We start from the raw sequence: 14001 nt of genomic DNA on the forward strand, positions 1-14001 counted from the left end.
ACTGCAATGAGGTGCAGCGTTCTGTTGTTGATCGTAAAAAGTAAAGGAGCGTCTATCTGAGCAAGACGCAGTGGTGGAGGAAGATCTTTTCAGGAATATACCGTGATATGAAACGGTCTGAAGGAATAACTTTTGTTACAACGGAAATGGCGATGCGATGCAGGAAACGGGTAATGGCATGCAGCAGGGGCGTTTGCCGCACACCGGGCACTGCCGCAGCGGTTTCTTCCGCGGCCTGGTAAACGGTAACGGTATTATTTTCGTCTTTTCTTTTGCGCTGCTTGCTGAAATTCTGCTGCCAGCCGTAATCTTCAGACAGTAACCTGTCAAGGCAGATATTGTGTACCGCCAGCGTGAATATAGATCCTAATATCAGCGATTTGAAAAAAAGCGCAAACAGTAAAATGTAGCTTTGCCAACTCCGCCAGTAATTACGCATTCACTAAAATCTTTTATTTGCAGTTTCAAGTAAAAACTTTTCCGGCAACAAATCCCGTATTCTTGATCAGCGGCAGAATATGCGGATGAGCATGCCCGTTGCTGGTCTATAAGGGCAGCCCTGTTTTTATTCTTAATAAAAACTTAACTTGTATTAAGCCCCATCAAGAAAATAAAATGCATTCTTTACGACCCAAAAAAAAGCTTCAATGAACAGGTTCAGTAAAACGGCCCGGTTAACCGCATTTTTCCTGCTTACCGGCGCCGCAGTTTCGTTTGCACAGCAAACGGCCACCGGCTATGTGTTTCATGATATGAACGGCAACGGCAAAAAAGACAGGAAAGAGCCGGGTATTGCCAATGTATCCGTCTGCAACGGGGTAGACGTGGTGGCAACAGACGCCGCCGGCCGCTACCGGCTGCCCGTAGGTGACGATAACATTCTTTTTGTGATCAAACCTTCCGGCTACAAAGTGCCCGTGAACGAGATGCAGCAACCGCAGTATTATTATATCCACAAACCGGCCGGCTCGCCCGCCCTGAAATACAAAGGCGTTGCGCCTACCGGGAAGCTGCCGGCGTCTGTAGATTTTCCGCTGACGCCTTATGAGGAAAGCAGCAACTTTACCGCCCTTGTATTCGGAGACCCGCAGCCATATACGCTTGACGAGATCGGGTATTTTTCCGCAGGCATCGTTTCCGAAGTGAAAGGCATTTCCAATATTGCTTTTGGCCTGAGCCTGGGAGACCTGGTAGGAGACAACCTCGATCTGCACAACCCCTACATCAAAGCCGTTAAGGAAGCAGGCCTGCCCTGGTATAACTTGATGGGCAACCATGACATGAACTACGATGCCGTGGCAGACTCCCTGTCTGACGAATCTTTCGAAGCCTCCTTCGGTCCCGCCAACTATGCATACAACTACGGCAATGCGCACTTCATTGTGCTGGACGATATCCTGTACCCTGACCCGCGTGACGGCAAAGGCTACTGGGGCGGCTTCCGCAAAAGCCAGCTGGATTTCATCGAGAACGACCTGAAGCTGGTGCCGAAAGACAAGCTCATTGTGCTGGCTTTCCACATCCCGCTGCTGCATCACGAAGAGAATGCGTTCAGGAACGCAGACCGCCAGCGCCTGTTCGACATCCTGAAAGACTATCCCAACACCCTGTCTCTCTCCGCGCACACCCACCTGCAGCGCCAGAACTTCTACGGCAAGGAAGACGGCTGGCGCCAGGAAAAGCCGCATCATGAGTACAATGCCGGTACTACTTCCGGAGACTGGTACTCCGGCGGCATCACCGGCAAAGGCGTTCCCGACGGTACCATGAGAGACGGCACGCCGCGTGGTTACGCTTTCCTGAACATCCGCAATAATCAATACACAATTGACTACAAAGTGGCCGGTGCGCCCAAAGAATACCAGATCAAACTGTTCCACCCCAAAGTGGTAAACCAGCAGCGCGGTACCGCCGCCGGTATTTTCGCCAACTTTTTTATGGGAGACAAAAGCAGCAAGGTAGAATACAAGGTTGGCAACGGCAACTGGAAAAAAATGACGTACCTGGAAGAGGCAGATCCTGCCTATCAGCTGGAGCTGTTCAAATGGGATACGGCCGAAGAGCTGATGCCGGGGCGCCGCCCCTCCAACCCGGAAAACTGCACCCACCTCTGGCGTGGCGCAGTACCCAAGGGTTTGCCGGCAGGGGAGCATACTATAGAAGTGCGTGCCACAGACATGTTCGGCAGGACCTTCACACAAACGGGCAAGATCCGTTACGAGCTACCGAAGTAAGTTCCACGGCAATATAACAAGGGCGTACCGCAAGGTGCGCCCTTTATTTCTGACGAAAATCTCCGATCTTTGCCGCATCCTAAACCTTGAAAAATGCAGTCCGCTTTACTGGCCGTTCCGCTGGCTATTTACGCCTTTTTATTGCCCTTGCATGCACCTGTTTTCACCGCAAACAACGGTGGCCGGGAACAGCTACGTACAGATACCCCGGCTGTTCATGCCACGCCACCGCTGCCGGCGCCGCGCCATACCTTCACTGTTATTGCGCATCGTGGCTATCATGAACGGGTACCGGAAAATACGCTGGCTGCTTGCCGCGAAGCTATTGAGCATGGCCTGGATTACGTGGAAGTAGACCTGCGCACCAGCAAAGACGGGCGCCTCGTCATTATGCATGATCAGACGGTTAACAGAACTACCAATGGCACAGGCCTTGTAAAAGAACTGACCCTGCGGGATATCCGCCAACTGGATATTGGCGGCGAACATCGTGTGCCTGTGTTCCGGGAAGTGCTGGAGTTGTGCAGGGACCGGATCTACATCTATCTCGATTTCAAGGATGCCGGTGTGCAGCAGACCATTGACGAGATCAGGGCGGCCGGTATGGAAAAGCAGGTGCTGGTATATGTTAACAGCGAAGCCCAATATAGCGCCTGGCGTACACTGGCCCCGCATATTCCGCTGATGGCCAGTATGCCGGACAGTGTAAAGGATGTTCGCGGTCTGCAGGCCTTCCTTGATCAGCACCCGGTATCTGCGCTGGATGGCTATTTCCGTCAATATACATGTTCCATGCTGGAAGCGGCTGCGGAAAGGGGAGTAACCGTCTGGCCGGATATACAAGGCCCGGAAGAAGGGCCCGCTCACTGGATGGAGGCAGTAACGCTGGGCCTGCGCGGTTTGCAATCAGACAAGCCTGCAACACTGGCGGAATTTCTGAAAAATAATGGACAACGATAGCGGGCCTGCCTTCGTTGGTTGAAGAGAAATTGAAGGCGGGCTGTAAATCATCGCTTTACCCGCAAATAATCTTACATTCGGGAACAACAACGTTCCATGTTATGAAACAAACCCGCAGGTTGTTCCTGAAAACAATGGCCACGCTTCCCGTACTGGCCGCCGTTCCTGCAGCATGGCAGCGCGCTGCAGCAAAGTCGGCGCCTGGCGTGCAGAAGCTCCGCCTCAGCCTCAACGCCTATTCATTCAATACTCTGCTCCGCAACGGCAGCATGGACCTGGACGCCTTGCTGGAATTTTGCGCCGGCATGCCGCTTGACGCAGTAGATCTTACCGGGTATTATTTCCCCGGTTACCCCGCCGTTCCACCAGATGAATACATTTACCACATCAAACAAAAAGCCTTCCGGCTGGGCCTGGATATCAGCGGCACCGGCGTGCGTACAGACTTTACGCAGGCAGACTCGGCCAAAAGGAAAGCTGATGTACAGCTGGTTAAAAACTGGATAGTGGCAGCCTCCAAGCTCGGCGCGCCGGTGATCAGGATATTTGCTGGCGGCGAAGCGCCTGCCGGTGAAACATGGGAGCGTACGGCCGCCCGCCTGATGGAGCATGTAGAAGAATGTACGGCTTTCGGGAAAGCGCATGGCGTAATGATCGGCCTGCAGCACCACAATGACTTTATCAAAACGGCGGAACAGGTGCATGCCATTTGCAGCATGAACACTTCCCCCTGGTTCGGCATCATTGTAGATACCGGCAGCTACCGGAGCGGAGACCCTTACCGGCAGATTGCGGAAACTGCCAGATATGCCGTGAACTGGCAGATCAAGGAAAATGTATTCGAGAACGGAAAGGAGTTGCCGGCAGACCTGGAAAAGATCATCAGTGCCGTGAAAGCCAGTGGCTACCGCGGTTACCTGCCGGTTGAAACGCTCGGCCCGGGAGACCCGAAGCAGAAGGTGCCCGTTTTTGTGGAGAAGGTGAGGAAGGCATTGTATAGCTGAAGGCCGCAACCTGGTTGCGGCCTGTATGCCAGCTTTATTGCAGATACCTGCCTGTTAACGACTGCGGCGCGTTCAGCAGGTCTGCCGGCCGGCCTTCAAAGATCACTTCGCCGCCCTTTCTGCCGCCCTCCGGGCCCATGTCTATCACCCAGTCTGCATTGCGGATCACGTCTACATTGTGCTCTATTACTATCACCGTATTGCCCCCGTTCACGAGATGGTCTATGATGGCCAGCAGGTGGCCTACGTCAGACATGTGCAGGCCGGTGGTAGGTTCGTCCAGCACATAAATGCTGCCCTGCTTGTGCAGCTCACCGGCCAGCTTGATACGCTGGCATTCCCCGCCGGAAAGCGTGCTGAGCGGCTGCCCCAGGGTGAGATAATCCAGCCCTACATCGTAAATGGCCTGGAGGCGTTTTTTTAATTCTTTTTTGTCAAAAAAATGAAGGGCCTGCTGTACCGTCATGTCCAGCACGTCTGCAATAGATCTGTCTTTCAGCTTGTAGTTGAGCACTTCCGCGCTGAACCGTTTGCCGCCGCAGGTTTCGCAGGGAGTGCGGATGGCTTCCATAAAGGCCAGGTCTGTGTAAATAAAACCAAGGCCTTCACAATCAGGGCAGGCGCCTTTGGAGTTGTAGCTGAAAAGGCCGGCGTTCACTTTGTTCTCTTTCGCAAAAAGGCGGCGGATGTCGTCCATAATGCCCGTGTACGTAGCGGGGTTGGAGCGGATGTTGGTGCTTACGGCAGACTGGTCTATGTTCACCGCCTCCGGCAGCTGTTCCAGCAGCTCGCCGTTGATCAGTGAGCTTTTACCGGAGCCGGCCACGCCGGTAACTACGGTGAAAATACCGGTAGGGATGTTGACGCTGACGTTTTTCAGGTTGTTGCGGCGCGCGCCTGTAATGGTAATGTGGCCTGTGGGCTGACGGTACGTTTCCCGCAGCGGCAGGCTGCGGCTCATGTATTGGCCGGTGAGGGTAGGGGCTTGCAGCAGTCCCGCTACATCTCCTTCGTATACCACCTGCCCGCCTCTCGTGCCGGCATGCGGGCCTACGTCTACAACGTGGTCTGCCATTCTGATCACCTCCGGGTCATGCTCCACCACCAGCAGCGTATTGCCTTTGTCACGCAGCTTGCGGAGGGTTTCGTTGAGGCGGTGAACGTCCCGCGGGTGGAGGCCTATGCTGGGCTCGTCAAAGATGTAAATGGTTTCGGTGAGGCTGCTGCCCAGGTGGCGCACTATTTTGATGCGTTGAGACTCGCCGCCGGAAAGGGTAGCGGTTTCCCGGTTGAGGCTGAGGTATTCCAGGCCTATGTCTATCATATGCTGCAGCCTTTCCGCAATGGCGGGCGCCAGCGTGGCGGCCGCGGGGGCAGTAATATTACGGATGTGGCCGATGAGGTCTGTCATTTCCATGGCGGCCAGCTCCGCAATGTTGAAACCGTTGATGCGGCAGTTGAGCGCGGCCTGGTTGAGGCGGGTGCCATGGCATATATTGCAGTGGGTGTACATCATGTACCGCTCCAGGTTGCTGAGCGTGGATTCCGCCAGGGAGCTGGTATCTCTTTTGATGTACATGCGGTTGAACTTTTCGATGACGCCTTCCGGCTCCTTGCCGTACAACAAGGCGTTCCATTCTTCTTCCGTGTAATCTTCCAGCCTTTTGTCCATATCAAACCGGCCGCTTTGGGCGTAGGCGTTCCAGTACCAGGAGCCGGTGTTGAAAATGGGGAAAAGAATGCCGCCTTCGTTGAGAGACAGACCTTTGTTGAAGAACTTGTCAAGGTTAGCCTCCACGCGCTTTCCCAGGCCGTTGCAGGCGGAACACATGCCGGCGGGGTCATTGAAGGAAAAGGCATTGGAATAACCGGCGTAAGGCTGCCCCACCCTGGAAAACAGCAGGCGTACCAGGGAATAGATGTCTGTAATGGTGCCTACGGTAGAGCGGGAGTTGCCGCCTATCTTTTTCTGGTCAATCACAATGGCGGTAGAGAGGTTCTCGATAGCGTCCGCGTCAGGCTTTTTGGCTCTTGGCAGGAAGTTCTGCACAAAGGTGGTGAAGGTCTCGTTCAGCTGGCGCTGCGCTTCCGCCGCAATGGTCTCAAACGCCAGCGAGCTTTTGCCGGAGCCTGATACGCCGGTAAATACGGTGATGCTGCCGCGGGGGATACGCAGGCTCACGTTTTTCAGGTTGTTCTCCCGCGCGCCCCTGATCTCGATAAATGATTGTTGCATAGTAATGTTTTAAGAAAGTACAGAACAGGTGAAATTGTGCTGCCTGAAAAGCGTGATCACCTTTTCGGATATGTCTTCTTCAGAACATACCCGGAAAATTTTGTCGCAGTCTTCCAGGTCAAAATTGCAGGTACAACCGGGGAACGCAGCCATGCATAGCGCTTCCATTCTGGCAGCGTCTGCGGGCTGCAAAACATTTGTTGAAAAAACTTCCACCATAAATCGGGTTTCGGCAAAGATGCGCCGGCACAAAAAAAGAGGCCCCTCACCGCGGGATTTTAAACCCGCAGAAACGGATTTTTACCCTTCTTTTTTCGCGGGGCGGCAAAAAAATGCTACCTTGGCCCCCTTATTTCCATTATCATTTATGAGCAAAAAGGATATCCACCCATGGCTGTTTCCGGAAGGCGGCCGGGAATATCATTATATTGACGACAGGGGCGCCAGTAGCCGCATTCTTGTGAAAGAAGACTACCTGCCCGGCGCATCCGTATTTTTTGCCAGCAGTGAACAGCAGCAGGAGGTAAGAATGAGGGAGCGGCAGGAAAAGCCGATGCTGGCCATGTATTTTTCCCTGGAAGGAGATACCGGCTCCCAGCCGGGGACCCATGACTCCTATATGCTGAAAGGCCAGCAGCATGTGCTTTGTTATACTCCCCATTTTGAAGGGTATTACCTGCTCAATAGCCCGAAGATCAAAAACTTCGGGGTCATCCTGGAAGAACCTTTTTTCCGCCGCCTGTACATGGAAGATATGGATTGCCTGAAACGCTTCTGGGACAAGGTGCATGCCGGCCAGGAAGCAGATATTGCGCCCGGCCCGATGGCGGTTACGGCAAGGCAGCTGTCGCTGATACGTGATATGGCCCAGTGCAGCTTTACCGGCCAGATGCGGCAGCTGTACCTGGAATCGAAAATTGTAGAGCTGTTCCTGCTGCAGGCGGAGCAGGCGGAAGAGCTGAAAGGCATGCCGCCCGTACAGCTGGCGGCAACGGACATAGACCGGTTGCACGCCGCCAAGGCCTACATCAGGCAACATATGTTTGAGGCATTGAGCCTGCAGCAAATAGCAAGAGAAAGCGGCCTGAACGAGTTCAAACTGAAGAAAGGCTTCCGGGAATTGTTTCACACAACAGTGTTCGGTTATCTCAATGAGCTGAAAATGAACTACGCCCGCCAGCTGATCCTCAACAGCGGCTGCACGGTGCTGGATGCGGCGTACAGCGTGGGGTACAGCGAGCCGTACAGCTTCACCCGCGCGTTCAGGAAACATTTTGGCTACCTGCCCAGCGAGCTGAAACGATAGAAAAAAGCTTCCCTTTTTTTTCTACTAAAATTTTAGCAAGTGCTAGAATTGCCGGATTAATTTTTCTATTTTTTCAGATCGATCACAAACGGAAAACACATGAAAGGAATTATTCCACTGCTTTTGCTGCTGCTGGTTGCCCCTTGCCTTAAAAGCCAGCAGGTATCTATAGACACCATTTTCACACCCCCCGCCGAATACCGCAATAACTACGGCAAATTCCGCTCCCCGCTGAAGTTTTACGACGGCAGCATGGTAAGGAACGCAAAAGACTGGCAGCGCCGCAGAACGGAGATCCGCAACCGGTGGCACCAGCTGATGGGCGCCTGGCCCGCGGTGAACACCGCGCAAACGCTGCAGTACCTGGACTCTACACGCAGGGATAACTTCATGCAATATAAAGTGCGTTTCAAATGGACGCCGCTCGAAAGTACGGACGGTTACCTGCTGGTGCCCGACGGTGAAGGAAAGAAACCCGCCGTTATCACCGTGTTCTACGAGCCGGAAACCGCCATAGGGCAGGGGGGCAAGGCCTACCGCGATTTTGCGTACCAGCTGGCGCGGCGCGGTTTTGTAACACTGTCCATCGGCACCTCACAAGCCTCCAAAGACAAAACTTTTTCCATTTATTATCCAGACCTGCAGCACGCTGCCGTACAGCCGCTGTCCATGCTGGGCTACGCCGCGGCCACGGCCTGGGAGGTGCTCGCCAAAGTACCTGCCGTAGACGCCAGCCGCATCGGTATTATGGGCCATTCCTTCGGCGGCAAATGGGCCATGTTCGCCTCCTGCCTGTATGACAAGTTTGCCTGCGCCGTATGGTCAGACCCGGGCATCGTATTTGAGCAAACCAATGAAAGCATCAACTACTGGGAGCCCTGGTACCTGGGCTATACGCCCAAGCCCTGGCGCAAAAGAGGGCTTGTAACCCCGGAGAACCCCTCCGGCGGCCTGTACCCGAAACTGATAGCGCAGGGGTATGACCTGCATGAGCTGCATGCGCTGATGGCGCCGCGGCCCTTCCTCGTTTCCGGCGGCCATGAAGACCCGCCCACACGCTGGGTGCCGCTCAACCACGCCATAGCCGTCAATTCCCTGCTGGGTTATAAAAACCGTGTGGCTATGACCAACCGCCCGGAGCATTCTCCCAACGCTATTTCTAACGAGCAAGCCTACCTGTTCCTCGAAAAATTCCTCAAAAAATAATAACATGTCCAAGTTCAACAGTATCCTCCTGTTCCTCGTCTTATGCTGCGGTACCGCATTTTCACAACCGGTTGAGCAACTGGTGAAAGTGATGGTGGCGCCTGAACATACAGACTGGACCTACCGTACCGGTGAAAAAGTAAAATTCACGGTCACCGTATTTGAAAACGGCAACCCGGTTAAAGATGTAAAGATCTCTTACGAGGTGGGGCCGGAAAAAATGCAACCTGTGAAGAAGGAAACCGCCGTGCTGAAGAACGGCACCATAGTGATAGACGGTGGTACCATGAACACGCCGGGTTTTCTGCGCTGCGCCGTAGTAGCGGAAGTAAAGGGTAAAAACTACCGCCGTATTGCCACGGCAGGTTTTGCGCCTTCTTCCATTCAGCCCACCATCACCATGCCGGCAGACTTTGCCGATTTCTGGAACAAGGGCAAGGCAGAGCTGGCCAAAATACCCGTTGACGCGCGCACTACGCTGCTGCCGGAACGCTGTACCGAAAAAGTGAATGTATATCATGTAAACATGCAAGGTTACGGCAACTCCCGCCTCTACGGCATTTTATGCGTGCCGAAGAAAGAAGGGAAATACCCTGCCATACTGCGGGTACCGGGCGCAGGCGTACGCCCTTACATGGGAGACATTTACCGTGCAGAGCAGGGTTTCATCACGCTGGAAATAGGCATTCACGGCGTACCCGTGAACCTTGACCCCGGCGTGTACACGAGCCTGGCCAGCGGCCCGCTGTACGGCTATCCTTCTTTCAACATGGAAGACAAAGACCGCTATTACTACAAACGCGTATACCTGAACTGCGTGCGTGCCAATGATTTTCTGGCCGGCCTGCCGGAATATGACGGGGCTAACCTGGGCGTAATGGGCGGCAGCCAGGGCGGCGCACTGTCTATTGTCACCGCGTCCCTGGACGCGCGCGTGAAATACCTGGCCGCTATGTACCCCGCGCTGTGTGACGTGACCGGTTATATGAAAGGCCGCGCCGGCGGCTGGCCTCACCTGTTCCGTAACGAACCGGTGAGCAAGGACGCCGTGGCCACGGCCGGGTATTACGATGTGGTGAATTTTGCCAAAGGCCTGAAGGTGCCGGGTTATTATACCTGGGGCTATAACGATGAAACCTGCCCGCCTACTTCCATGTATGCCGCCTATAACAGCATCACTGCGCCTAAAGACCTGTACCTGCTGCTGGAAACGGGGCATGCCGTATGGCCTGAGCAGCAGGAGCTGCTGGGCGGCTGGCTCATGAAGCAACTTAAAAAATAACGAATTTCCTCCAATTAAATACAGGAGTTTCTACGCAATTTTCAAGGAATCTTTCTCCCTACCTTTGGGGAGAAAGATTTTTTTTTGACCCCAAAATATGAGCGCTACGGGCCTGTTTCTTATGTGCAAAGCAGGCCACCCTTACTATTATCAGCATGTAACATTCACTTCCTGTGAAAATGCCTTACCGTACACCGTGTACGGGCATTTATTTTTCTGACCCCAAAAACTGAAACAATGGCAACCCCCATTTCATTGCCGGTAGTTTTGCAAAGCAAACCTGCCGAAGAGCTGTCCCTGCTGGCTTTTGCTTTTGACCGTAAAGGCCGGCTGGCAGAAAAGGCTCCCGTAGTAAAAGGCAAAGCAGACTTCAAACAGCTTGACCAGCCTGCACGGGAGTACCGCTTCCTGATTGCGCCGCAGCATGAAAAAACTGAAAACGCAGATTCCCTGCAGGTACTGCTAGACCTGAAAGCGTATGAGCCCGTGCTGGAGTTTGACGCCAAAGGCAACATCAGCATTCTGCCTGTGCCAGACAGCTACATCCGCTTCTGGCCCATCCGCAAATGCCGGGTGAAGGGCAAGCTGATCAAGGCGTTTACGGTACATGGCGTTACGGAAGACAAACCCGTGTGCCGCGCCAGGGTGCATATTTGCGAAGTAGACAAAATTTCCTGGCTGCTGCCCAAGATCCCCGATTTCATCATTGAGCGCATTCCGGACTATGTGCTGGAACCAGACCTGCCCATTCCGCTGCCGGAGCCCTGGCCAGACCCCATTGGCCCTATTGTGCTGCCGGAGCGCTTTAATACGCCGCTCCGCCCCGTGGCCGGCAACCGGCTGTTCAACCCCCTGGCCGCACCGGGCGCTACCGTGCGTAAACAAAAGATCGGCAGCACCGAGATCAAAATAGAAGAAAGCAAGCTGGCCGCCAGCATTTCCCCGGAGATCAAGGCAGCCCTTTCTACCCGCAACATCGGCACCATCCGCAAAACCCTGCTGGAGAACATCCAGGTGTTCCATCCCATCTTCTGCAAAATACCTTTCCTCTGGCCTTACTTCTACCGGCACGATGAGATCAAGGTGGTGTATACAGACGATTTTGGCCGCTTCGATACCGAAATATCCTACTTCATTTTCGGGGACAAACCAGACCTGTATTTCTGGGTGGAATACTTTATAGACGGGGTGTGGACTACCGTGTACCGCCCCGGCATAGCCTGCCATACCTGGTGGGATTATGTTTGCGGCACGGAGGTAACCCTCCGCATCACAGACCCGCGCGTGCCCTGGCGCTGCGGCAACATCCTGTACGGGAGCACCATCTGGATCAAGACCATTGGAGAAAGCACCAATGTGTCAAGGATCAGGCAAAGCCCCACTACGGCCACCACGGCGCATGGCCACGTGTACCATGAGCAGGGGCTGACAGACGTATCGCTAGATCATAGCCCCAACCGCTTTGGCGGTTACCGGAGGCCGTTTGGCGGCGTGATCACCATCAGGGTGCAGTTCAGCTTTGACCTGCCCAGCGCCAACATCAAGTACTACCGCTGGAGCGCCCGTAAAGTAAAGAACGCAGACATGACGCCGGCTTCCGGCGGCTGGGTGCCGCTGGCCAACCCCGTGGCCAAGGGGTATGCCTACAGCTACCTGGTGGGCGCCGTGATCAAACCGGACGGTTATGCCAGCTATCCGCTGGGGCCCGTAGTAGCAGGCACTTCACAAAACCTCTTTATTATTCCGCCGGTAGAGCCGTCTGCTATTGCCACTGCGGGCCAGCTGTTCCCCTGGTGGTCTACCGGGCAAGACACGTTCTGCGTGAACTTTGACAGTGACGCCATGCAGGGAGACGGGCTGTATGAGCTGAAAATGGAACTGTTCAAATCGAACGGCACGTTGGCGGTAGTAGCGCCGTCTGTATACCAGATGCCGCACCCGGATACCTTTACGCCTATCATAGACGCACCCGCCGTTAACCTGGAACTGAACGGCGCCGGGCAAGCGGTAGCATTCAAAATGCTGATGCGGTTTGACAACAATGCAGCGGAAGGGGAGATCTACAAAATAAAAACAGACCCGGAAAACGACGGCACGTTTGTGGACGCATCTCCTGACTGTTGTGGTTTTGTACCCTACAACAGCGCGGCAGACACCAACAACCAGGTACGCATCAGTTTCAGGGCGTACCAGCCGCATAACTTTGCGGACTTTGTGCTGAGCGTGATCAAAGGCACCTGCGGAGATACGCTGGCCAGTGACACCGCCATGGTGATAGGCAGCACGGCCAAGTATACGCGGAATTTCCAGAGCGTTTTCTCGCATGACTATTCACCGAAGGCCCTGCTGGGAGAGTGCGCGCTGAAGATAGTAGACGGCGCGCAGGTAGAAGGCAAGGCCGCGTTCGCGGAGCTGCTGCATGTGCAGCCGCTGGCGGTGAACGGTACCTCACAGGTGTTCGGGAACATTAATACGGCTGCGGCGTTTGCGCTGGAGCCGGCGTGATGGGATATGCAAAAAAAGGGCTGGTCGGTCTGACCAGCCTTTTTTATGGAATTGATTAATAAAAGCGAATATCCGGCCTCAGCTTGCAAGGTTCTTCAAAGCCAGCCAGGTCATCAGCCCGGCGCCGGTTTCCAGCGAGCTTTCATCTACGTTAAAAGTGGCCGTATGCAGTCCGGAGGTAATGCCCTGCGCCTGGTTACCCACGCCCAGCCGGTAAAAGCAGGCTTCTGTGATCTGGGAATAGGCGGCAAAGTCTTCCGCGGCCATCCAGATGTCAAGGTCCGTCACGTTCTCCCGGCCTACAAATTCTTCCGTATGCGTACGGGTTTGGGCGGTGAGCCGCTCGTTGTTATACAGCACCGGGTAGCCTACCTTGATGAATATCTCACATTGCCCGCCCATGCTTTCCACAATGGAAACGGCCATTTTTTTGATGCGGCGGTGCGCTTCAAAACGCCATTCTTCGTCCATTGTTCTGAAAGTACCGTCTATGGTTACTTTGTCAGGTATTACATTGTGCGCCCCGTCTGCTATGACCCGGCCAAACGTTAGTACGGAGGGCGTGGTGGGGTTGGCGTTGCGGCTTACTACCTGCTGCAGGCCGGTAATGAGATGGCTGGTGATGAGCACCGGGTCTACCGTAGTATGCGGCATGGCGCCATGGCCGCCTTTACCTGTAACGGTGATGTAGATCTCGTCTGCACTGGCCATGTAGCGGCCTGCACGGAAACCGATCTTTCCCGCTTCCAGCTCCGGCATTACGTGCTGCCCTAGTATGTTGTAGGGGCGCGGGTTTTCAAGCACGCCTTCTTTGATCATCATGCTGGCCCCGCCCGGCACCGTTTCTTCTCCCGGCTGGAAAATGAGCTTCAGTTTCCCGGAAAAGGAATCGCGCAGCTGCAGCAAGATGGCGGCCGTAGTGAGCAGGGAAGTGGTATGCACATCGTGCCCGCAGGCATGCATCACGCCGGGGAACTTTGATGCGTACGGCACATCGTTCTTTTCGTGAATGGGCAATGCGTCAATATCTGCACGCAATGCCAGCACACGGTCTGAAGGCGCTTGCGTTCCTTCTATCATGGCTACCAGGCCGGTGTTGGCCATCCGCTGCCAGGGGATGCCCATTGCGTCCAGCTTGCCGGCAATGAAAGCGGCGGTGTTAAACTCCATGAACGACAGTTCCGGGTTGGCATGCAGGTGCCTTCTTGTTTCTATGGCCTGCGGCAGCAATTCATGCGCCAGCGCCCGGACCTTTTCTTTCAGCATAT

10 protein-coding genes are annotated in these 14001 nt (G+C 54.5%); 7 read left to right on the plus strand and 3 right to left on the minus strand.

From position 1 onward, the window contains the following. Positions 1-52: 52 nt before the first annotated feature. Entirely contained in the window at positions 53-439 is a 387-nt protein-coding gene (locus ABDW36_RS24990; protein ID WP_343704674.1) for a hypothetical protein, read from the minus strand. A 208-nt stretch (positions 440-647) separates the two neighbouring features. Between ABDW36_RS24990 and ABDW36_RS24995 the strand changes: the two genes are divergently transcribed. The 3 genes from ABDW36_RS24995 (at position 648) to ABDW36_RS25005 (ending at position 4198) form a co-directional block, all read left to right on the plus strand. Further along, on the plus strand, positions 648-2234 hold the full coding sequence (locus tag ABDW36_RS24995) for a calcineurin-like phosphoesterase family protein (protein WP_343704675.1): 1587 nt from the start codon (positions 648-650) through the stop codon (positions 2232-2234). A 93-nt stretch (positions 2235-2327) separates the two neighbouring features. Continuing rightward, the gene (locus ABDW36_RS25000; RefSeq protein WP_343704676.1) at positions 2328-3194 is read left to right on the plus strand and encodes a glycerophosphodiester phosphodiesterase family protein; all 867 of its coding nucleotides are present in this window, start codon (positions 2328-2330) and stop codon (positions 3192-3194) included. Positions 3195-3295: 101 nt separating this feature from the next. Continuing rightward, positions 3296-4198: a sugar phosphate isomerase/epimerase family protein gene (locus ABDW36_RS25005; RefSeq protein WP_343704677.1), complete on the plus strand. Its 903-nt coding sequence runs from the start codon at positions 3296-3298 to the stop codon at positions 4196-4198. Between the two features lie 34 nt (positions 4199-4232). Here the strand turns inward: ABDW36_RS25005 and ABDW36_RS25010 are convergent, their stop codons facing one another. Next, complete coding sequence (locus ABDW36_RS25010; RefSeq protein ID WP_343704678.1) at positions 4233-6434, minus strand: excinuclease ABC subunit UvrA; 2202 nt, start codon at positions 6432-6434, stop codon at positions 4233-4235. 367 nt (positions 6435-6801) lie between these two features. On the opposite strand from ABDW36_RS25010, the gene ABDW36_RS25015 reads away from it, so the two are divergent. The 4 genes from ABDW36_RS25015 to ABDW36_RS25030 all read left to right on the plus strand — a co-directional run bounded on the left by ABDW36_RS25015 (position 6802) and on the right by ABDW36_RS25030 (position 12733). Further along, positions 6802-7740: an AraC family transcriptional regulator gene (locus ABDW36_RS25015; protein WP_343704679.1), complete on the plus strand. Its 939-nt coding sequence runs from the start codon at positions 6802-6804 to the stop codon at positions 7738-7740. Between the two features lie 99 nt (positions 7741-7839). Continuing rightward, the gene (locus tag ABDW36_RS25020) at positions 7840-8946 is read left to right on the plus strand and encodes a prolyl oligopeptidase family serine peptidase (protein WP_343704680.1); all 1107 of its coding nucleotides are present in this window, start codon (positions 7840-7842) and stop codon (positions 8944-8946) included. Between the two features lie 4 nt (positions 8947-8950). Then, positions 8951-10228 carry an acetylxylan esterase gene (locus ABDW36_RS25025; RefSeq protein WP_343704681.1) on the plus strand — a complete coding sequence of 426 codons (1278 nt, stop codon included), beginning with the start codon at positions 8951-8953 and terminating at the stop codon, positions 10226-10228. Positions 10229-10465: 237 nt separating this feature from the next. Further along, entirely contained in the window at positions 10466-12733 is a 2268-nt protein-coding gene (locus ABDW36_RS25030; RefSeq protein WP_343704682.1) for a hypothetical protein, read from the plus strand. A 78-nt stretch (positions 12734-12811) separates the two neighbouring features. Here the strand turns inward: ABDW36_RS25030 and ABDW36_RS25035 are convergent, their stop codons facing one another. Further along, on the minus strand, positions 12812-13999 hold the full coding sequence (locus tag ABDW36_RS25035; protein WP_343704683.1) for an amidohydrolase: 1188 nt from the start codon (positions 13997-13999) through the stop codon (positions 12812-12814). Positions 14000-14001: the final 2 nt, after the last annotated feature.

Source organism: Chitinophaga sp., assembly GCF_039596455.1.
Classification (GTDB): domain Bacteria; phylum Bacteroidota; class Bacteroidia; order Chitinophagales; family Chitinophagaceae; genus Chitinophaga.